The 19,978-nt window shown below is 48.3% G+C and carries 20 protein-coding genes and 3 pseudogenes; 20 read left to right on the top strand and 3 right to left on the bottom strand.

Features of this window, described 5'->3' with window-relative positions; genetic code table 11:
• Window positions 1–41: 41 nt before the first annotated feature.
• Both C4S74_RS23750 and C4S74_RS23755 read right to left on the bottom strand, forming a co-directional pair.
• The gene (locus tag C4S74_RS23750; protein ID WP_103997812.1) at window positions 42–587 is read right to left on the bottom strand and encodes a DUF6022 family protein; all 546 of its coding nucleotides are present in this window, start codon (window positions 585–587) and stop codon (window positions 42–44) included.
• A 265-nt stretch (window positions 588–852) separates the two neighbouring features.
• Window positions 853–1,230, bottom strand: a pseudogene (locus C4S74_RS23755) (Rpn family recombination-promoting nuclease/putative transposase); the annotation flags it as partial.
• A gap of 285 nt (window positions 1,231–1,515) precedes the next feature.
• On the opposite strand from C4S74_RS23755, the gene C4S74_RS23760 reads away from it, so the two are divergent.
• The 18 genes and pseudogenes from C4S74_RS23760 to C4S74_RS23845 all read left to right on the top strand — a co-directional run bounded on the left by C4S74_RS23760 (window position 1,516) and on the right by C4S74_RS23845 (window position 17,570).
• On the top strand, window positions 1,516–2,319 hold the full coding sequence (locus tag C4S74_RS23760; RefSeq protein ID WP_103997813.1) for a class I SAM-dependent methyltransferase: 804 nt from the start codon (window positions 1,516–1,518) through the stop codon (window positions 2,317–2,319).
• A 265-nt stretch (window positions 2,320–2,584) separates the two neighbouring features.
• Window positions 2,585–3,070, top strand: coding sequence for a hypothetical protein (locus C4S74_RS23765; protein ID WP_146065523.1), 486 nt, complete (start codon window positions 2,585–2,587; stop codon window positions 3,068–3,070).
• Window positions 3,071–3,453: 383 nt separating this feature from the next.
• Window positions 3,454–4,110 (top strand): annotated as a pseudogene (locus tag C4S74_RS23770) (zinc dependent phospholipase C family protein).
• 299 nt (window positions 4,111–4,409) lie between these two features.
• A complete protein-coding gene (locus C4S74_RS23775; RefSeq protein ID WP_103997815.1) occupies window positions 4,410–5,258 on the top strand; it encodes a GyrI-like domain-containing protein in 849 nt (282 codons plus the stop codon).
• A gap of 616 nt (window positions 5,259–5,874) precedes the next feature.
• The gene (locus C4S74_RS23780; protein WP_103997816.1) at window positions 5,875–6,312 is read left to right on the top strand and encodes a DNA adenine methylase; all 438 of its coding nucleotides are present in this window, start codon (window positions 5,875–5,877) and stop codon (window positions 6,310–6,312) included.
• On the top strand, window positions 6,309–6,788 hold the full coding sequence (locus tag C4S74_RS23785) for a DNA adenine methylase (protein ID WP_103997817.1): 480 nt from the start codon (window positions 6,309–6,311) through the stop codon (window positions 6,786–6,788). Before C4S74_RS23780 ends, C4S74_RS23785 begins: the two co-directional genes overlap by 4 nt.
• 167 nt (window positions 6,789–6,955) lie before the next feature.
• Window positions 6,956–7,750, top strand: a complete 795-nt coding sequence (locus C4S74_RS23790) for a Shedu anti-phage system protein SduA domain-containing protein (protein ID WP_103997818.1) — start codon at window positions 6,956–6,958, stop codon at window positions 7,748–7,750.
• A gap of 226 nt (window positions 7,751–7,976) precedes the next feature.
• Window positions 7,977–8,204 carry a recombinase family protein gene (locus tag C4S74_RS27280; protein WP_219819075.1) on the top strand — a complete coding sequence of 76 codons (228 nt, stop codon included), beginning with the start codon at window positions 7,977–7,979 and terminating at the stop codon, window positions 8,202–8,204.
• Window positions 8,205–8,267: 63 nt separating this feature from the next.
• The gene (locus tag C4S74_RS23800; RefSeq protein WP_258042593.1) at window positions 8,268–8,921 is read left to right on the top strand and encodes a TetR/AcrR family transcriptional regulator; all 654 of its coding nucleotides are present in this window, start codon (window positions 8,268–8,270) and stop codon (window positions 8,919–8,921) included.
• Window positions 8,922–8,968: 47 nt separating this feature from the next.
• Window positions 8,969–9,586, top strand: coding sequence for an NAD(P)H-dependent oxidoreductase (locus tag C4S74_RS23805; RefSeq protein ID WP_103997819.1), 618 nt, complete (start codon window positions 8,969–8,971; stop codon window positions 9,584–9,586).
• 197 nt (window positions 9,587–9,783) lie between these two features.
• Window positions 9,784–10,845, top strand: a complete 1,062-nt coding sequence (locus C4S74_RS23810) for a suppressor of fused domain protein (RefSeq protein ID WP_103997820.1) — start codon at window positions 9,784–9,786, stop codon at window positions 10,843–10,845.
• 276 nt (window positions 10,846–11,121) lie between these two features.
• A complete protein-coding gene (locus tag C4S74_RS23815) occupies window positions 11,122–12,171 on the top strand; it encodes a serine hydrolase (RefSeq protein ID WP_103997821.1) in 1,050 nt (349 codons plus the stop codon).
• Window positions 12,172–12,378: 207 nt separating this feature from the next.
• Window positions 12,379–13,647, top strand: a complete 1,269-nt coding sequence (locus C4S74_RS23820) for an MFS transporter (protein WP_103997822.1) — start codon at window positions 12,379–12,381, stop codon at window positions 13,645–13,647.
• A 329-nt stretch (window positions 13,648–13,976) separates the two neighbouring features.
• Window positions 13,977–14,789 (top strand): alpha/beta fold hydrolase, encoded by an 813-nt coding sequence (locus C4S74_RS23825; RefSeq protein WP_103997823.1) that lies wholly within the window; start codon window positions 13,977–13,979, stop codon window positions 14,787–14,789.
• 177 nt (window positions 14,790–14,966) lie between these two features.
• On the top strand, window positions 14,967–15,401 hold the full coding sequence (locus C4S74_RS23830; RefSeq protein ID WP_103997824.1) for a YciI family protein: 435 nt from the start codon (window positions 14,967–14,969) through the stop codon (window positions 15,399–15,401).
• Window positions 15,398–16,663: an RNA polymerase sigma factor gene (locus C4S74_RS23835; RefSeq protein WP_103997825.1), complete on the top strand. Its 1,266-nt coding sequence runs from the start codon at window positions 15,398–15,400 to the stop codon at window positions 16,661–16,663. The genes C4S74_RS23830 and C4S74_RS23835 overlap by 4 nt, the downstream gene beginning before the upstream one ends.
• A gap of 107 nt (window positions 16,664–16,770) precedes the next feature.
• Window positions 16,771–17,205 (top strand): YciI family protein, encoded by a 435-nt coding sequence (locus C4S74_RS23840; RefSeq protein WP_103997826.1) that lies wholly within the window; start codon window positions 16,771–16,773, stop codon window positions 17,203–17,205.
• A gap of 14 nt (window positions 17,206–17,219) precedes the next feature.
• Window positions 17,220–17,570: a DUF1801 domain-containing protein gene (locus C4S74_RS23845; protein WP_103997827.1), complete on the top strand. Its 351-nt coding sequence runs from the start codon at window positions 17,220–17,222 to the stop codon at window positions 17,568–17,570.
• Between the two features lie 192 nt (window positions 17,571–17,762).
• Here C4S74_RS23845 and C4S74_RS23850 read toward each other — a convergent pair whose 3' ends face one another.
• On the bottom strand, window positions 17,763–18,491 hold the full coding sequence (locus C4S74_RS23850) for an MBL fold metallo-hydrolase (protein WP_103997828.1): 729 nt from the start codon (window positions 18,489–18,491) through the stop codon (window positions 17,763–17,765).
• A 311-nt stretch (window positions 18,492–18,802) separates the two neighbouring features.
• Between C4S74_RS23850 and C4S74_RS23855 the strand changes: the two genes are divergently transcribed.
• On the top strand, window positions 18,803–19,378 hold the full coding sequence (locus tag C4S74_RS23855; RefSeq protein WP_103997829.1) for a sigma-70 family RNA polymerase sigma factor: 576 nt from the start codon (window positions 18,803–18,805) through the stop codon (window positions 19,376–19,378).
• Window positions 19,368–19,978, top strand: a pseudogene (locus tag C4S74_RS23860) (hypothetical protein); the annotation flags it as partial. The gene C4S74_RS23855 and the pseudogene C4S74_RS23860, both read left to right, overlap by 11 nt.

Below are 19,978 nucleotides of genomic sequence, written 5' to 3' on the forward strand. Positions count from 1 at the left end.
GCGTCACATGACGGAAGCCAACTTACGTTGAGCAAGCTTTTTTACTGATTCAGACTGCGTAAATAATGTTCATACTCGACGCTGAATTCCAGCGCTTCCTTGAAATCGGCCGACAAGCCCGATAAGGCTTCCACAATGTCCTCTTGCCTCGTTTCGGCAAGGGCAATGATGCCCGGCTCGCGGGGAATACGAAACCGTGTATGGTCATGATAGGTGATAGTGACAATCGTACCGATAGGGCCATCATTCTCCGTATGAAGCGTACTCCACATCCACCGCTCCTGCTCGCTGTGGTCCGCCTTCCGGCCCCATTCACGGGAAATTTCGAAATTACCCGGAAGGCGGGGCTCCGGCCGAATCCCCGCTTCTTGAAGCTGACAGTGCACGGGGAGGAGGAGCAGGTTCAAGTACGTTCCGTAAGCCTGATCTCCCGCTTCCGCATAAGCTTTGAGCAGCCGATCGTTCTCTTTAGCCAAAATTTTCTGCCAATTTTCACGGATATGAGATTCGATAAAGGCTGCGACGACACCAATCTTGCTTTCCGGCTGTTTTTTCAGGTAATTGTTTAATGCTTGGGTTGTTTGCATATGAGGTGTAAACTCCCTTCCCACTATCCATTTTATGGAATACAACTTCATCTTACAACATGCATGCAAATGATAAACTTATCTTCACAAAACAGGCTGTTGAAGAGGGTTTAGGCGTGAAACATTAGAAAGTGCTTTAAGCTTTACCTGAGTGTACTCTTTTGATCTCATATAAGTTGCCATTTAAAAACATCCCCTTATAATTACGTACCAACAGTAAGTCCGTCGTTAGCTTTATTATGAGTCGGGTCCTTTTATCATTTCATCACTGTTTTTTTAAGGCGATAATTTCTTCCTTAGACAGCCCAGAGGACTTAGCTATGACAGATGTATCCACCCCATGCTTGAGAAGCTCCAGAGCCATCTGGATCGCTTTCCTTTTCTAGTCGCGAGCCTCACCTTCAACCAGAGCCCCTTCAATCATAGAAGCTTTATCATGCAGATACTTTTGCCTGTCTTCATACAATCGGCGGGCCTCAGCATCCTGACTAAGAAATTCCAATGTGTCCATTGCTTTTTTCAATACAGGCTCGTTCATCGTCAGCACCTCCCAATTGGATTTATCGACCCCTTTTAAGAACAGTAACCAATTGACTAATCCACCACTGTCCACAGGAGCATGATCGCTAAGTTTGGGCAATTCAGATGAATCATTGATGGCACTCTCTTAGTTGTATGTCTTAGTTATAGATTAGACACATACACACGAAGCTAACATTAAGATTCCTATGTACTTGCTCCTACAGTTATAAGAAAGGATAGGCGATATGACAACTGCAAAGTCATGGTACGATATAGTTGCTAACGGGCAGATTTGCTTAATCTAATAATTCGTAACAGACTTCATTTACATAAGAACATATGTACGATATGATGGATTGGAATATTTGGTTATATTTAGTTACCCTTATTTGTGGAGGATGACGGCATGGACAAGAGTTCTGTTCAAAGAACAAACATGATAGGCGGTGGTGAAGTTAGCGCCATCTCGATCGACGTGGATAATCGTAGTATTCATGAAACCAATAGCTTATTTTGGGATACAAAAGGAAATGATGTTTTAGGAGCAACCGCACTTCCGTTCTATGGAGCATTTGTCTCGGAAGAAAAGTGCCAGCTTTTTGGCGAAGTCTCGGGTAAAAAGATGCTAGAAATAGGCTGTGGAAGCGGCCAATCATTGCAATATCTGGGGGAACGCAAAGCATCCGAACTATGGGGGGTGGATTTATCGGAAAACCAAATCGAAAAGACAAAACAGCATTTGGCGGCGTGCGGTCTTTCAGCGACGTTAATCTGTTCACCCATGGAAGAGAAATGTGGCATACCAGAGGATTATTTTGACTTTGTTTATTCGATTTATGCCGTGGGCTGGACAACTGATCTTGAGAGGACTTTTCGCCAGATTGCTTCTTATCTAAAAAAAGACGGGGTATTTATTTTCAGCTGGTCTCACCCTATACACAAATGTGTTGCTCCAGAACATGATAGGCTTGTATTTAAGAAATGTTATTTCGATGAATCTTGGTATTCGGTAACCCTTGGCGAAAGTACGCTAACATTATCCGACCGCAAACTATCAACCTATGTGAATGCGTTGGCAAAAGAGGGATTTGTCATTGAGCAAATGATTGAGGAATCTGATGATGAAATTATGCAATCAAGTAATGGAGATTTTGCAAAAAAAGCAAAGATGCTTCCTGTAACCTTTGTAATCAAGGCACGAAAACTATAAAATACGATAGGGAAAGTTCTATCCAAGCGAAAACCACTTCATTATTGGAATGCCTTCTTCTTTACATGCTGATGCATATTTTATGGTCAAATTGTACTTTGTGCTTAGATACATTCAGGTGAGCCTTATCATAAGTGACGGCAAGTTTTGAACTTGAATTACGCACTATTAACTTATATTTTTTGATAAGGGGGAAATTTGCATAGCTATCTATTTTAATATTTCAATGCCTGTTATGGATTTTCTTACTGAGAGCCATAATGCAATGCTGAGTCATGGAGTTAATCTATATGCCGAAATATTTGTTAACGCACAGGGTGATCGTCAATATTCATCTTTTGAAATTAAGAAAATCGATTTGTTCGCCAGTTATTTTAAAGACACTGCATATAACTCTTTTTTCTTTTCCTCCTATCCGGTGAAAAATATAACACAAATAAAAGATTCTGGATATTTTTACAATACGCCAAGCACTTATTCTATTGAAGTTAATGGCGGCAGAGAAACAGATAAAAGTCGAGAACTTATACAAATGCGTATGATATCAAAGAATCCTAACAAACAGATACAATCTTTTTATCGATCTTTTCAAAGGGACTTAAAGAAAATTTCAGGATTGCAAATGCATATCCAAAAGAAATATTTTTACTTGCCAACGGAGAAAATCATAATTCCTGCTAATCCACATTCACAGAACACAAGAGATAATTGGGAAGACTTTTGTCTTTCAAAAACTGAGAGTGTCGAATAACTTAGAAAGTAAACAAATCGTCTTTTGATATAATCCGCATAATACCTTCATTTGTGATACTGTTCAGGACAATTGTGGGAATGATTACGATAGCTGAGGATCAAAGTGAAGGGGTCATCCATTACACTATCGGGTACGATAGTTGAACCAAGTTTCCAAAGGCCGCCAATTTAATTTGGTGGCCTTCATGCATTACTATGTAGGCATGTCATGCCTCTCGATTGGGTATTAAAAGATTGGGCAAAACGCACAGCGGCTAAATCGTTACGCATTTTTCGCCGATAGACCGGTTACGCTGAACCTTACCATAAGTGACGGCGAAATTTTTTATTGTATACTTTACGGCATATTCTTTTATTCATTGAAATAGGGAGGACCATGATATGGGTTCAAGAATAATGCACGTTATTATTGCTAATAGAATTGCAGAGCGTCTGTCGATGGAAGATCGAACACCGTTTTTACTCGGAAGCATTGCCCCGGATGCGGTTTCAACTAAAAACGAATCACATTTCTTTATAGGTGAACATCAGGACTATTCAAGAAGTGTGGACTACAAGGGATTTTTAAATAAGTATAGTTCACAAAGAGATAATCATTATGTACTGGGATACTATACACATTTAATTGCTGATGAAATATGGATGAAGGGTTTTTATCTTGCTTGGCTGAGAAATAGAATGGATGCAGATAAAGAATTACATGGTTTATACCATAATGATTTCAGATTACTAAACGGAAAATTATTGGAACACTACGGTTTTAGAGATGAGCTTAGAAAGACGCTGTATTACATTCCAACTATCATTGATTTAGAAGAGGTTATGTCCTAAGATGTCAAAAAATTTATTCCCTATGTATGGGGAGATATGGATTACGAAAAGGAAGTTGTACATCAAAACCTTAATGTTTTTACTTTTGATCAGATAGTAGGTTACATAGAAACATCAGTTGATTTAGGAGTATGGAATTTAAAACAGGCTGCCATCTTACACCGACTACACTCCGCCCGCGAATGGCCGGTTAACCCCCATCTTTAAAGAGGGAGAGTTACGAAGGCAAGTCAAAATGAAAAGTCCACGACATCTGAAATGGTTGGCCTGAAACGAACCGATATAGACAGCTCGAAGAACACCATAAGTGACGGCGAAATTTTTTGGTAGTGGCAAGTGCAGAAGCCTGTCCGGCAATCGGGTAACATAGCTAAATGTTACAATTACTCGGATTTGTTGGGGATCGATCCTCAGGAGATCCTCGGCATACTGACTTTTTCGTGCAGAAAATGCAAGGTAATTATTTTGTATCTGCCATAAAATTTATCTAGAAAGGAGGGAAAACGATGGATTGGTTGAACAGGATGAATAGCGCCTTGGAATATATCGAAACAAATCTAGCGGACAATATCTCATATGAAGAAATAGCGCAGAGGGCCTATTGCTCCACATATCATTTTCAACGAATGTTTCCGTTTATTACTGGAGTAACGTTATCTGAGTACATTCGACGTCGGCGGTTGACATTGGCAGCATTTGAACTGCAGACAACGAACGCAAAGGTTATTGATGTGGCTATGAAATATGGATATGATTCGCCGGAAGCGTTTGCACGGGCGTTTAAGAATCTTCATGGGATAATGCCGATATCTGCGCGAGATAAAGGTGCTTCTCTAAAAGCCTATCCTCGAATGTCCTTTCATATTTCAATAAAAGGAGATGTCGAAATGAATTACCGCATCGAATCAAAAGGTCCTTTTGAGATGTTTGGAGCTTATGGTCTGGTCAATTCCGATCCCCAAAAAGTATATGATGAAGTTGCTCAATTCCGTCAAAAATGTGATGTGGATGGCAGTGTTGAAGGGATGAATGGATTACTGGGACGCTTTAGTAACACCATCTTGCACGCTGCCTTATATGATCATACTGGAACATCGTTTAAATACATGGTGAGTTATTTTTTGCCAAAAGGGCTTGAAATTCCGGAGAGATTTACAAAACTTTCTGTTCCAGCATTAACGTGGGCGGTTTTCCCAGAACCTCAATGTGATTTAATAAAGTTATGGGGACGTATTTATTCTGAATGGTTTCCGACATCGGAATACGAGCAGGTTGAAGGCCCTAGCTTCGAAATGTATTATGGAACGACAGGGTATGTTACTGGGGAGATTTGGATTCCGGTGAAGAAAAAATAGCTTTTACTCGAGTGAATGTATTGCACTAACGAAAATGAAAGAGAACAAAGTGAATCAAAGGAAGGCCATCCACAAAGGATGGCTTTTATTCAAAACTTGCCGTTACAGACAGCGCGGTGACCCGTATCATAAATTCAGACCCTGTGATTAAGATCTACTGCCCGTTAGTTCAATGAAATAAATGATACTCATCAATTCTGGACTGTAATAATTGATCTAATGATGGAGTGGAAAGAAACTAAATAATGCTCCTTATTTCTTAAATTAGACCTAACTTTGCTTTCTCTCTATTCGGTAAATGGCGGTGCTTGGTGCGTAAGAACCTCGTGTCCTAGGATTAATGCTTCGCACCAAGCTACATCAACTGATGAAAGAAAGAATAGGGCCCCGACATATTGTCAGGGCTCTATTGTAGGTAGAGGGCACATCGTAAAATTTGTTATCTCTGAGCACTCCACACATGTGGAGTCGGTCATATTGATGGTTCGAAAATGAGATGTGGCAGGTTTGCTTAGAAGAAAACATCATAGGGGTGTTTTTCTTTTTTTAGATAAAGAAGGAAAATTGTCGATATAGATAGAAGAGTTAAGTTAAATGAAATACTTAGTCCTTCTGGATGGCGACAAGCAAACTGGAAACGTTGAGGAAGCTCTACGGAACCGATAGTATCACCGAAATGTTCAGCAAACTGATCGACGAAAAACTGGATAGCAACTTCGCCGCGCACCAGGATAACCGATCAGTCATCACATCCATTGGCGGCAAGAACAAGCTGGCTAGGCGCATTATCGAGTTGATGCCGAAACACAGCAACTATGTGGGGCCGTTCGGCAACACAGCTAGTATTTTGCTCCAGAAGGCTCCTGCAAAGAAGGAAGTGTATAACGATATTAACGAAGATGTTGTTAACTTCTTCAACGTCATTCAAACCGATTCACTGGCGCTGTACCACGCCTGCACCAAGTTGCCCTATTCGGAAGCAGTCTACAAGGACATGTTGTCCTCCCCTATCCCTGATGAGCCAGTAGAACGGGCAGCAAGGTTTATTATTTGAGCCGTGCGGGGTTCCTCGCTTCTTCAAAGAGCAGTACGGGGTTTCGAACCAATGCGTCTGATGGGCGAAACTTCGGTAAATTTTACCACAAGGAGTGCGAGCGCTTCTATGCGGTTTCAAAGCGGTTGCAATCCGTCGAACTGGTGAACCGGGATTTTCGTAAGTCGATCAAAGCGAATAGCGACAATCCCGAGGCGCTCATTCTCGCTGATCCGCCTTACTATGACGGAACTGATTATTACGAGGACAGCTTCACTCTCAAGGATCACCGTGATCTTGCTCGCCTGCTGGCAAGTATCAAGGGCAAGGCGATGATGCTACATAGCGAGAACGATCAGATTCATAAGCTGTATACGGGATTGGGGTTCAGCTTCAAGACGATACGGACGAAGTATGCTTCCCGAAAAGCGATGCAGGACGAATCAGGCAGCCGGATACGTCCAGTAGCGCCGTTGTATGTGTACACGAATTTCTAGTGGGGGTTCAAGCGCGGCAGGCTAACTACCAAGCAGGTAAGCTCGAAAGTTCCGCGAATTCCCTACATATATCGTTATTTTCGAAGTTTGTGAATAAGACGTTATGGGACAAGTTCACCAAAGCAAATAAAGATATAATTGATAAAATCAATATATGGAGGAATTATATGAACTTATATGAAGTTGATTATACTAAACCAACAGGAAAATACGCAGCAGCTATTAAAGAATATAATGAATTCTGGAGTCAGGGACAAATTGATTTTTCAAAAGCTTCCGATCCAATTGAAAAGTTTGATGATGAGACGAGGAAGTTTATTTATAACTTCAATTCTAAATTTCCCAATAATGTTGTATGGCATTATCATAGAGATAAAACATCTGTAGATTTAGAAGTAAATGCACTAAGGAAGGTCATTAATTCTGCGAAAAATGAGCATGATATTCAAGATTACATTAAGAAAAATAGAAAGTGGTTTATCCCGGCTTCAATATTTAAAGAGTATAATTTTGGTCACAAAGAGACTTATCTCTTTCCAGAAATGAAGTTAGGAAGTAGCATGCAAGCAGATTATGTTTTATGTGGTAGAAACTCTGACGGATACAGCTTAATCCTTGTTGAATTCGAATCACCGGCGTCAACATTTGTTTTAACTGATGGTTATAAATTATCAGCATCGGCTAATTCTGGCTTAGGTCAGATTAATCAATGGAAAGAGTGGATGGAATCAAATAATACAACATTTTTTAATGAGCATAAATTAACTGAGAAAGGCATAAATGTTCCTATTACAAGGATTCACTATTGTTTAGTGATTAGCAGAAGAAATCAAGTGGAGACAAATGATAGAGATCGAAAAAATAGAATAATTAGTGAATCAACGAATTTAAATATAATTAATTACGATAGAGTGTGTGATTATGTTTCTAATCTAGATGAAGGATATAGTACTTATAGATAAAAACATAATATCTGGTGAAATCATCCCATAACACGTCGATTCCCACCATTCCCCTCGATGTCGCGGTTCTTGCGAAGCAAGCACCGCGACACTTTTTCCGCTAAGGCGTTAAAAGAGGGGAACAGAGGGAATCGCGGGAACGTTATGCTGGGAGCGAATCGATATCTATCCCGACGAAGGGATTGCGGGTACCAGTACCGCGAAGCGCCATCAGTAGCAGCGGTTAATGAAGGACGCGGAGAAAGGTAAATTTGATGTAGTGCTTACAAAATCGCTTTCACGCTGGGCAAGGGATACGGTGGATTCGATTACATTGGTTCGCCGATTGAAAAGCTACGGTATCTGCTTAATGACAGTAGATGACAATTATAATTCGTTCCAAGACGATGCACTTCGCATAGCCGGCAGCCCAAGGGTTGCCGGGTGTATGCCTGCCGTAGGGGACGCCGGTTGACAGAACCGCTTTATTTTTTCTATAATGGCATGGATTTTAAGTCGGACCGGAAGGTGAAGCGGTATGTCTCCACGTACGAAAGAACAGAACGAAGCGATCCGGAACCAGCGCAGACAAGAAGTGCTTCAGGCGGCTATCCAGGTTTATGTCGACAAAGGTTATGCGGCGGCCGAAATGGGGGATATAGCGGATCGGGCGGGACTCGCCCACGGTCTCGTTTATTACTACTTCAAAAACAAGAAAGCGTTGTTCCGCGAGCTTTACGAAACGATGCTGGATGACTCCAAACGCTTTACGAAATCTTATTTTGAGCAAGAGGGGAACGTGCTGGAACGGTTTGAGAGTTATGCCCGGATCGTCTGCGAACGGGTGACGGCCAATCCCGTGGTCCCGCGTTTTTATATGCGGATTAGTTCGGATGTGCATCATTTGTATACACCGGAGGAATTTTCTCCGTTTTCTTGGGCTCAGAGCTTTTTAGAGGAAATGACCCGGGCTATTGAAAAAGGGATTGGAGAAGGCTCGATTCGGCCGGGCAATCCCGATCTTATGGCGAGACAGTTCTGGGGAGCCGTGTCGCAGGGAATGAGTTACTTGGATCAGGCGCAGCAGGAATGGCAAACAAACGGTATGCCGGAGACGGAAAAGAAGGAACAATGGAGCAGGGCGCTGGATCAGGTGGTGGAGTCGTCGGTTTCCATTTTGAAACCCCGCTAAATTTTTTTACTTTTAATATTGACTTGTATATCAATCAAAAATAAAATATGGGAAAGGAGAGTGATGTTTGTCTGAAAACGTTAGTCGTCGTGGCCCATCCGGATTTGCAAAAGTCCCGTGTTAACAAACGGTGGGTGGAGGAACTGAGGAAACATTCTGGTGTGATAACCGTTCATGAACTGTACGCCGCGTACCCGGAGAAAGTGCTGGATATCACCCGCGAACAGGCTTTGCTGGTGGAATGCGGCCGACTCGTGCTGCAATTTCCGCTGCAATGGTACAGTACGCCGCCGCTGCTTAAGCAGTGGCTGGATGAAGTGTTCACAACGGCATGGCTGTTCGGACCGGGCGGCAGGGCCGTGGCGGGTAAAGAACTCCTGCTCGCCGTTTCTATCGGAGGAATGGAAGAGACTTACGAGGCAGGCGGTTTGATCGGCTATACGATCAGTGAATTGACCCGTCCTCTGCAAGCTTTTGCCAATCAGATCGGCATGACGATGCTCCCGCATTTCAAATTTCACGGTGCGAACCAGGCGTCGGACGAACAGATCGAAAAGAGCGCGGAACGTTATATCCGGCATATCCTGACTCCCGAGCTCGATCCCCGGATCGCACGCCAGAGAATGATCAGCGAAATGAAACTAAAGATGCAGGCCTCCCTGTAAAAGCGAAGCCGAGGTTCCCCCCCGGGGGCCCCCGGCTTATGTGACGTCCGGATTCGGACAGCGTATAATGGAAATGATTTGTATGTTCCGTATGAGGTTAAGAAGCCCTTTGGACGGATATTTTTCCGTCAATACGGCCTTCATACGGATCAGCCGTTACAACAGACACAGCTTGAGAGCTTGGGAGGAATCGGACAATGAGTGCAGAACCGAGTACGGCGGGATGGGACGCCATTGAGAAGGAATTTGTTAAGCTGTATGGGGATCAGGAACCGAAACATTACGGAACGCTAATCTCCTATGCGCTGGGAGGGCCGGATCCGCTGGATGGAATCAGCGCGTACAAAACGGACGAGCCTGTCCCGCATTGGCATATCGTAACGTTCGGATTTTCGGAACTTTACGATAAGGAGTCGGATAATACGGAAGAAAGCGGATACGGATTCGAATTGACGCTCCGTCTGGCCCGGGGGCCGGAAGAAGATGAGCCTCCCGCTTGGGCGCTCAACCTGCTGCAGAATATGGGAAGATACGTATTCAACAGCGGCAATATTTTCCGGTCGGGCGATTACATGGACGCCAACGGTCCGATCTGTCTCGGTTCCGATACCCGGCTGACCGCTCTTGCTTTTATCGGGGATCCGGAGCTTCCCGCTGTCGATACGCCTAACGGACGAATGGAATTTATTCAGATGGTCGGAATAACGGGAGACGAGCTGGAAGCCATGCAAACCTGGAATACACTTGGCATGCTAAACGCGTGTTTGCCCTATATGCCGCAGTACATAACGGATTTATCGAGGGATTCCCTGCTCAAGAAGGAAGCCGTTTCCGAAGCGGCGGCAAAAGGAATCCGGGAGGACGGCTCTAACACCGGTTTCTTGTTTGTGGATCAGCTGGCATGGGAGCCGGGTAAAAAGGGCTGGCTGAGCAAAACTCCCGCAGCACTCACGCTTGGAGCAAAACAAGCCGGTATTATCGGCAAACTTCTTCAAGGCCGGATCTTGAAAGGAAGAGAACTCACGCTTGTGGGTCCGGAAATCCGGGTGATTTTCGAAGCGGGAGAGAAACCGGTGTGTACTGTCCTGGAAGACACGGTCCGGATCATTCTCGACGAGACTGCAGCCGGCGAGCTGAGCAGCGGTCTGGTGCCCAGAGAAAGCGTCCTTGAAATTCCTTCCTTGCCGGGCACCGTTATTCGCATTGTGAAGACCAACATTAAGGACAGCGACGGAAACGTAGTAGAAGTGATCGGTTGACTCTATCATTTAATGGGGTCACGCAGCCGGGAGGCGGTTAGAGGTCCTTTGGGCCGAACCGGAGAACCTGCCACCGGGCAGTTCGCAGCTTCGCTCTACGCTATCCACACACGCAGCCGATCCGTGGCGGAGAAAGGGAATCCCTTCCTCCGCCACGGATCGGTTTTTTTGTTGACGATGTGACAAAAGATGAATTCCCAAGGCTGAAACCGGGCGCTTCTTTCCGCGTATTTAGGAAGAAAATGGTACGAAATTCAAGTGTCCGGGAGTGATAGCATGGAGGAATGGATAAGGCAGGTTATGGAAATACCGCGCGTCCGCAAATGGGCGGGGACTCCCGGTCACGAGGTGTCCGTCGGTGTGATACACCCGTCAGGCACGAGCATGCAGGTTTCGGGAAGCCTCCTTCCGGACGGCGGGCTGCCGAATCGTCTGTACGAGATCGGTTCCGTCACGAAAACGTTAACCGGGCTGCTTTTGGCCGCCGGGGAAGAGAAAGGGGCCTGGAGCCGGAATGATGTGATAGCCGACTTAATACCGGAATGGGCCGAGAGTCCTTTTGCCGGGCAGACGACTTTGCTTCAATTGGTTACTCATACGGCCGGGCTCGGGCCAGTGCCGGGTAACTTCAAAGCGGCTGTCCGGGACCGTATGAATCCGTACGCCCATTATACGGAATCTCTGCTGACAGAAGCCGTCATGTCGGAGACGCCCAAGGCCGGCAGCAGGCACCGTTATTCCAATTACGGTTTCGGACTGCTCGGGTGGATTCTTGCCCGGAAGGCGGGGTTGACCTATTCCGAAGCGTTAAGCCGGTGGGTGCTGGAGCCTTTAGGCTTGTCGAGCACTCTACCCGGGGATTCTTTACCGACGGAAGGACGGCTGCAGCCCGTGTATAACTCCAAGGGAAAACCCGTGCCGCATTGGGATTTTCAGGAGACGATGGCGGGAGCGGGGGCAGTCCGGTCGACTCTTGCCGATATGCTGCAATACATACAGGCCCATCTCCGGCCCAACGGACACGTTCTGGAGCATGCTTTGCGGGAATGCCGCGATGAGCATTATCTGCTTTTCCGGGATAAAGGGATAGGTGTCGGATATGCCTGGTTTTTTTATAGGGAAAAAGACGGCTCAACGACATATTGGCATAACGGAGGAACATACGGTTCATCAAGTTTTGTCTCGTTTAACCCCGATAAACAAGCTGGTATGGTGATCTTGTCCAATTTCGGTTCGAGCGTGTGGAGCCAGATTCCATTGATTGGCGCACGAAGGATGAACGTGGACAAGCTCGCGACTCTTTTGACTGAAAAGCTTTATGTGTAAATGAGGTTTCCCCGTATTGAGGCACAAGTGAAGAATGACTACAGCCGCATAATTCGGGAAAGCAGCCGATCGCCTCGTGCGGCGGCGGCTTTCTTTTCGTTTTCGAGCGAAAAGAAGAAGGAAGCTCCATACAAAATAGAGGGTTGTAAAAATTTCCTCTTCATGATAATTTAGCTCCTATCCGGCACGAATCGGGAGGATATTTTCATGAAGTGGCTCAAATGGGATCTGAATCTGAAAATAAGATTAACCGGCGATACCGTGTTCAATCTGCTTTTCTGGATGTACTTTCCTTTTATCACGCTGTTTTTCAGCGAAGCGTTCGGTAAAACCGTCGCCAGCGTGCTTATGGCCGTGCCGCCTGTATTCAGTCTGATAGGCGGCTTGTTCGGCGGCTTTCTGGCGGACCGTCTGGGGCGGAGACCGGCCATGCTGCTGGGAGCGTTTATGCAAGCCGGAATGTTCGCCTTGTTTGCGTTCTCTTCGTCGCACTGGCTGGATTATTTCGCCTACATCGGCATCGGCCTGGGCGGAGCCGTCTACATGCCGGCCAGCTCGGCTATGGTGGCGGATTTGACGCCGCCCAAAGACCGGCGGATGGTCTATGCCACTTTCGTAACCGGGCGGAACATCGGAGCCGTGTTCGGGCCCGCGCTCGGCTCGGTTTTCTTTTTCCAGTACCGCCAGGAGCTGCTCTGGACCTGCACCGCCGTAACGCTGCTGTATTCGATGGCCATCCTGCTGATGATCAAGGAGACGCTGCCGGCAGCGGCCGGAGAAATCCGGCAGAGCTTGAAGCTGTCCGGCATTTTGAAAGAGCAGGCGGGCAGCTACGGCGTTATTTTCCGGGATAAATTGTTTGCTCTCTATATTGCCGCAGGCATTCTCGTTACGATCGCTTTTATGCAGCTGGATATGTATCTGGCGGTGTATGTGACGGAGTATGTGCCGACTCAGAAGCTGCTCACTTTCGGGGAGTGGAGCCTTACCCTCGGCAGCTCGCAGGCATTCGGTTTGATTCTCGGCCTGAACGGTCTGTTGTTCGTCCTGTGTGTGATGCCGGTAACGAAATGGTTTGAATCATGGCCGGAACGCAACGTGCTTATATTGTCTTCCCTACTGTTCGGAGCGGGAATGTTTATGTTCGGGTTCACGACACAGATAGGGCTGCTGCTGATTTTCACGGTTATTTTCACGATCGGAGAGCTGTCACGAAGCCCGGTTACCGAAAGCTTTATCAGCAAATATGCGCCGGACCATGCCAGAGGCCAATATATGGGGGCATCCGGTCTTCAGTTTTCGATCGGCAGGCTGATTGCGCCCGTTACGGTTTTGTTCTCGGCCTGGCTTCCTCCGCTGGCGGTATTCGGGTTTATCCTTCTCGTTACCGTTCTCAGTTCTCTTCTATATATGCGCCTGTTTAAAATGCTTCCCGCAAGCTATTACCATCCCCCGCGCGAGGCGGATACCGTCTGACAATGATGTGTTTGGCGGAAAATGAACGAACCTGAGAGAAAGCCGGAAAGGCTTTCTTTTTTTGCTGCGTTTGAGATAAAAAAATTCTTTTTTTGGAGGAGTTGTCGATTTTGCGGTTTGCTCTTCGTCGTTTAAAAGAAGGCGGTCGTTGAAGTAATAATGCGGGCTGATGCGAACAAGAGAGAGCCGATAAGAAAACACCCGAGAAAGCAGCGGCTGAAGATAGACACGGAGGAAAGAAGGGACCAGTGTCGTCCAGTACTTTCCAAAAACAGTGTATCGTTTTAAGATAGCTAAATAATCGGTCCAGTCAAAAGGAGACATTCATGATGAACTTCGTCATTTCAAAAGACGGCACAAAAATCGCTTATGACAAGTCGGGGCAAGGTCACGCGCTCATTCTGGTAACGGGAGCGTTCAGCTACAGGAAATTCCCGGCACAAATGCAGCTCGCCGAACTGTTGTCGGAACAGTTCACGGTTTACAATTACGACCGGCGGGGAAGAGGCGACAGCGGAGACACACGGCCTTATACCGTCGAACGCGAAATTGAGGATTTGCAAGCGGTTATTGAGGAAGCCGGCGGCTCCGCTTATGTCTGGGGCTTGTCCTCCGGAGCGGTTCTGGCCCTCCAGGCGGCGGCTGCCGGGACGGACATTGCCAAACTGGCTTTGCACGAGCCTCCGTTTGTGGTCGATCCGGCCGACCGGAAGCCGCCGCACAATTTTACGGCGCATGTAGGCGACCTCATTGCCGCGGACCGACGTGCCGAAGCGATCAAATATTTTATGACCCAGGGCATGGGTGCGCCTTCGTTCGTGGTCGGCATGATGAAGCTGATGCCCGGTGTCTGGTCAAATCTGATGGCCGTTGCCCATACGCTTCCTTACGACGCTGCCCTGCTCGATGGGTATATGGACGGAAAGCCGTTGCCGGCCGAATTATGGCGCTCCGTCACGCAGCAGGTACTTGTGCTTGAAGGCACGGAAAGTCCGGCGGGTCTGCGTCATGGCGCCCGAGCACTCGCTCAAGTCTTTCCCAATGCGCGGCTGCTCAGCAAAAAGGGACTCGGCCATACGAAAAAACTCCCCGCAAAATTAATTTCAGCGGAACTTTCGGCGTTTTTTACCGGAAAACAGTAAAATTTCATCCGGGCAGGCGACAAAAGAGCCTGCGTAAAGCGGCCGCTTTAACGGAGCGGCAGGAACCGGGGCTGCTTACGGCGAAAAATAGTAACCAAAGTTCAGGCGTTGTCGAATCGGGGTATTCCCGTTCGTTGTATAAATGAAGGTCCACAAGAATAAAGGAGGCTTATACATATGAGATTTATGATGATCGTTAAAGCGACGACTGATTCCGAGGCGGGTGCACTGCCGAGCCGGGAGCTTCTCGAGGCGATGCAGAAGTACAACGAAGAATTGGTAAAAGCGGGTGTTCTGCTCGCCGCCGACGGCCTGCAGCCAAGCTCAAGCGGAATCCGGATTTCCTATCCGGAGCCCGGAGGCAAACCGAAAGTGGTGGACGGCCCGTTCACCGAGGCGAAAGAAATGATTGCGGGCTATACACTTATTGAAGTCAAGACGAGAGAAGAAGCTGTCGAGTGGGCTATGCGCATGCCCGATCCGCACGGATACGGACAAGGCGAGATCGAGCTGAGACAGGTGTTTGAGATAGAAGACCTGATGAGTAATCCCGAGACGGCCGAGAAAGAAAAATCGCTCCGCAGGCAGGTAGAGGAGCAGAAGAAAGCGTGACGAAATCTTCCGCACACCGGACGATCGACGCCATATGGCGTATCGAATCGGCCAAGCTTATCGCCGGGCTTACCCGTATGGTGAGGGACGTAGGGCTCGCGGAGGATCTCGCGCAGGATGCCCTCCTGATCGCGCTGGAGAAATGGCCGGTCTCCGGCATTCCGGACAATCCCGGCGCCTGGCTGATGACGACGGCGAAACGGCGTGCGATCGACCTTCTGCGGAGAACGAAAGTGCGTGACCGGAAATATGCCGAAATGGCCCGCACCATGGATTTGTATACCGAGGAAGACCTGGATGACTCAGGGGACGGAGAAATCGGCGACGATCTCCTCCGCCTGATTTTTATGACCTGTCATCCCGTACTGTCCCGGGAAGCCAGAGTGGCGCTGACGCTCCGCCTCCTGTGCGGACTTACTACGGACGAGATCGCCCGGTCCTTCCTGGCTGCGGAATCAACGGTGGCCCAGCGGATCGTGCGCGCCAAAAAAACGTTAAATGCGGAGAAAGTACCGTTTGAAGTCCCCGCCGGAGAAGCGCTTAAAGAACGTTTGTCGGCCGTGCTTGAAGTGATTTATTTGATGTTCAACGAAGGCTATTCCGCCACGTCGGGGGAAGACTGGATCAGGCCGCTATTGTGCCGGGAGGCGCTGAGGCTGGGACGCGTGCTTGCGGAAATCGCTCCCGCAGAAGGGGAAGTCCACGGTCTCGTTGCCTTGATGGAAATTCAGTCCTCACGGTTCCGGACACGGGTCGGTCCTGCCGGCGAACCGGTCCTCCTGATGGACCAAAACCGCGCGCAGTGGGACCGGCTGCTGATCCGGCGGGGATTGGCGGCACTTGAACGGAGCCGCAAGCTCGGACGCCCGCTCGGTCCTTACGCGCTGCAGGCCGCCATCTCGGCCTGCCATGCGGAGGCGCGGGACGCTGCCGAGACCGACTGGATCCGCATCGCGGCTCTTTACGAAGCGCTCTCCAGAGCGGCGCCGTCGCCGATCGTCGAGCTGAACCGGGCCGTCGCCATCGCCATGGCATTCGGACCGGCCTTCGGGCTGCAGATAGTCGACGAGCTGAACGGCGAACCCGCTCTGAAGGGCTACCATCTGCTGCCGAGCGTCCGCGGCGATCTTCTGGTAAAGCTCGGACGGCTGGAAGAAGCCCGTAGGGAATTCGAGCGGGCGGCTTCCATGACGCGCAATGCGCGGGAACGTGACCTCTTGCTGAGCCGGGCTGCTGAATGCGGGACGGAAGCTGCGGAATAATTTTGTGCCGGCTTGTCGATTGCAAGGCTTCTCGTTCGTTGTCCTAATAAAGGGAAGAGCTGCGGAGGAAATGACGCAAGCATTCTTCCCGCAAGGAGGCGACGTAAATGCGATTTATGCTGATTGTACAAGCGACAGGCTATTCGGAGGCAGGAGTAAAACCTTGCCGGGAATATGCCGAAGCGGTGGCTGCTTACCGCAAGTCACTGGCCGAGGCAGGTGTGCTGCTTGCAGCGGAAGAGCTGCGGCCGAGTTCCGCCGGAATCCGGATAGGCTATCCGACCAATGGAGAGGAGCCTGAATTCGAGGCAGGGCCTTTTGCGACGGGGCAAGGGCTTCCGGCGGGATACACGCTTATCGAGGTGAATTCGGCTGAAGAAGCAATAGGCTGGGCCCGTCAGATGCCGGTTCCGCCGGGACTCGGGACTTTCGGAATCGAAGTCCGAGAGCTTGCGGAGCAATCCGTTTGGGCAAAAGAAACGATGAATCGGGCCTTGGAGGCCGATTTGAAAGATCAGCTCGATATGCTGAAACATAGCTAAAAGGAGACTAGAATATGACCGCCACAAACCAGGAAGTAACCGATTTTATAGAAGCGCTGAAGGAGCAATGGCAGAAAGAACTGTCCGCCGGGTTGCGTGAGGTCGTTCATCAGGCGATTCCCGAGGCGTCGGAACGGATTCAATACAAAAAACCGCATTTTCTGAAAAACGGAAAATACGCCGCAGTAATCTCGACTTCGAAAGATGCGGTGAGCTTCACGATCTTTAACGCCGCCGGTCTCCAGCTGCCCGAAGGAATGTTTGACGGTCCTCCCGAAAGAAAAACGTTGAAGCTGCGCAAAGGGGATACGTTTGATACGGGGCTCCTGGTTCCTCTTCTTGTCCAAGCTTCAAGCGCACTTTAATTTCTCAGGTTACAAAAAAAGCAGGGACTAATTTAGCCGGCGCTAAGTTAATCCCTGCTTTTTTGTCGCATGCGGATGGTTTCTTACCGTGTGTTAGACTGTGTATAATCCGGAAATCAAACCGAAACGAAAGACGTGTATCCTGGCAATGTCTTTACCCTTGGAGCCTTAGAGGGTACACGTCTAATCGTTCTATACCTGTTTGGCCACCCGTGCGATATTTTCGTTAACACCGCCTTGAACGAGACCGCCGTGGTAACAGACCGCTCTTGCAATGTCGAAGCCCACGAACTTTTTTAGAGACTCCAGCGCCTGCCCCATGTTGGGCGTAGCGGCCGGATTGGGACCCGTCAATTCGCCGTTCTTGGCGATCATGGCGTCACCGGCAATGAGCGTCTTGCTGGGCGCATGGTACAGACTGACATGGCCCGGAGTATGTCCCGGGGTGTGGATGACAGTCAACCCGCCGCCGCAGGGCAGCGTCTCTCCGTCAGCCAATGTCCGGTCCACGTTCGGGCCCGGCGGATTCAGGAACGTCCGCTCGAACTGCTCCCGGACGTCTGCCGGCACTTGCTCCAGGAAGCCGGCCAGCCGTTCCGCCGTCATTTTCAGCATCGGCTGCGTGCCGTTAATGGCGCCTTCGTCGCCGGGGTGGGCGAGGACGTCTGTCTGGCCGCCGGCTGCAGCCAGAATACCCGGCAGCCCACCGATGTGGTCGATGTCCTGGTGTGTCAGAACGATAGAGCGAAGCGGCAGTTCTCCGATGCCCGCTTGTTTAGCCAGCTCCAGAATGGCCGGAGCGGACCCCGGCATACCCGTATCGACCAGCGTCCAGGAATCCTTGTCGAACAGGATAACCGGATGAATCGTCATCGGTCCCAACTGCAGCTCCAGCATTTCAAATCCTTCGGCAATTCGCATATGAACGCCGTTCCAAGCCTCATTAAGCGGCCCGAACCGGCTGCCTCCTCTCGTAGTGCGTATGGAATGATATTATTTTAGAATTTAAAATTTGACGTGTCAATAAAGTGGAATGCGGCCGCAAAAAGGGGCACCGCCGGCCTTTTACAAGACAGTCCTGACTCAAATTATGTTCAATACGCACCAACTCAATTTAAGATAAAATGATTCCCTGCCGGGAATTATTTTGAAAAAAGAATTAAAGAACCGAACCTTTTTTCGATAGAGAGACAATATAGGGTGTAAGCTGCTTACTCAGGAGGGCCCTCTGAATGCAAAGTGAATATATGTACCAGTTGCTCGCACAAATGAAGGATGGTGACCAACAGGCGTTTCACGAGATGTATGACGCCACCTATCAGGACGTTTACCGAACCGTCTCCTTTCTGGTGGATCATCGGCAGGACCGGGAAGATGTCATGAATGAGATCTATATGCAAATGTGGACCTCGCTTGCCAACTACGATACGAACCGGCCTTTCCACTTCTGGCTGCACGGCCTGGTCATCCGTCAAGTGCAGAGATTTCGGGTTAAAAGCTGGCGGAGATTCCGGATTTTTGAGCGCATCCGAGCCTTCTCCCGGGAAGAGTCTCACTGGGATCAGCCTGCCGTATTGACGGACGGGACGAACCAGATGATATCGCAGGCCATTCAAAAACTGACCGACAAACAGCGAGCGGTGATTGTTCTACGCTTTTTCCACGACTATTCGCTGGAGGAAATCGCGACATTGCTCGATATTCCGCTGGGTACCGTCAAGTCCCGATATCATGCCGGTCTTCAGGCGCTTCGAAAAAACGTATGGAATCTCCCCCCGGAAAGGATGGAAAAGATCAATGACTATTGAACGCAAAATCCGAGAACATCTTCACGATGAAGCAGAAACGATGGAATGTCCTCCGGCCATTACCAGACGAATCGAACAATCTTATTCTACCTATTTACAACAAAAAAGGAGAGAAACAACCATGAAAAAAAGACTGATTAGCGGAATAGTTGCCGCTGCGATTCTGATTCCAACCGCTGCATACGCGGCTCCAACTTTGATTGAAATGCTTACGAGAACACCAATGACATCCGAGCAAGTAAAAAAGGATGAAGTTGGCAAAGCGGCACTCGAGAAACTGTACCATGCATTTCCCGAAACAAAATCGTTTGAAATAATCGAGGCCAGTCAAGTTCAAGGTGTTCAAACGAGCATCATCCTGCAGGAAAAAGGAGGAACCGGCAAAAAGATTACCCTCCATACCAATGCCGCTACGGGTGCTATCGAGCACGTGATTCAAGAGAATTGGGAGCCTAAAGGGAAGCCGGTCACTGCTTTGAACGAGCAGGACATCAAACCGAAGACAGACTATCTGATTGATAAACTGTATGGCAGCGTGAAAGAATACGAGTTTGCTATGGAGCAAATGGAAAATAAGGATCAAAAAACGTTTATGTTGAA

The sequence above is a fragment of the Paenibacillus sp. UNC499MF genome, assembly GCF_900107975.1.
GTDB lineage: Bacteria > Bacillota > Bacilli > Paenibacillales > NBRC-103111 > Paenibacillus_F.

Bases quoted from the DNA above. Each gene is read 5' to 3' on its own strand.
- C4S74_RS23815 (WP_103997821.1), top strand. From the start codon at position 11,122: ATGGAGGAATGGATAAGGCAGGTTATGGAAATACCGCGCGTCCGCAAA.
- C4S74_RS23830 (WP_103997824.1), top strand. From the start codon at position 14,967: ATGAGATTTATGATGATCGTTAAAGCGACGACTGATTCCGAGGCGGGT.
- C4S74_RS23805 (WP_103997819.1), top strand. From the start codon at position 8,969: ATGGGAAAGGAGAGTGATGTTTGTCTGAAAACGTTAGTCGTCGTGGCC.
- C4S74_RS23825 (WP_103997823.1), top strand. From the start codon at position 13,977: ATGAACTTCGTCATTTCAAAAGACGGCACAAAAATCGCTTATGACAAG.
- C4S74_RS23790 (WP_103997818.1), top strand. From the start codon at position 6,956: ATGAACTTATATGAAGTTGATTATACTAAACCAACAGGAAAATACGCA.
- C4S74_RS27280 (WP_219819075.1), top strand. From the start codon at position 7,977: ATGAAGGACGCGGAGAAAGGTAAATTTGATGTAGTGCTTACAAAATCG.
- C4S74_RS23750 (WP_103997812.1), bottom strand. From the start codon at position 587: ATGCAAACAACCCAAGCATTAAACAATTACCTGAAAAAACAGCCGGAA.
- C4S74_RS23800 (WP_258042593.1), top strand. From the start codon at position 8,268: ATGTCTCCACGTACGAAAGAACAGAACGAAGCGATCCGGAACCAGCGC.
- C4S74_RS23780 (WP_103997816.1), top strand. From the start codon at position 5,875: ATGGCGACAAGCAAACTGGAAACGTTGAGGAAGCTCTACGGAACCGAT.
- C4S74_RS23765 (WP_146065523.1), top strand. From the start codon at position 2,585: ATGCTGAGTCATGGAGTTAATCTATATGCCGAAATATTTGTTAACGCA.
- C4S74_RS23820 (WP_103997822.1), top strand. From the start codon at position 12,379: ATGAAGTGGCTCAAATGGGATCTGAATCTGAAAATAAGATTAACCGGC.
- C4S74_RS23840 (WP_103997826.1), top strand. From the start codon at position 16,771: ATGCGATTTATGCTGATTGTACAAGCGACAGGCTATTCGGAGGCAGGA.
- C4S74_RS23845 (WP_103997827.1), top strand. From the start codon at position 17,220: ATGACCGCCACAAACCAGGAAGTAACCGATTTTATAGAAGCGCTGAAG.
- C4S74_RS23855 (WP_103997829.1), top strand. From the start codon at position 18,803: ATGCAAAGTGAATATATGTACCAGTTGCTCGCACAAATGAAGGATGGT.
- C4S74_RS23760 (WP_103997813.1), top strand. From the start codon at position 1,516: ATGGACAAGAGTTCTGTTCAAAGAACAAACATGATAGGCGGTGGTGAA.
- C4S74_RS23850 (WP_103997828.1), bottom strand. From the start codon at position 18,491: ATGCGAATTGCCGAAGGATTTGAAATGCTGGAGCTGCAGTTGGGACCG.
- C4S74_RS23775 (WP_103997815.1), top strand. From the start codon at position 4,410: ATGGATTGGTTGAACAGGATGAATAGCGCCTTGGAATATATCGAAACA.
- C4S74_RS23810 (WP_103997820.1), top strand. From the start codon at position 9,784: ATGAGTGCAGAACCGAGTACGGCGGGATGGGACGCCATTGAGAAGGAA.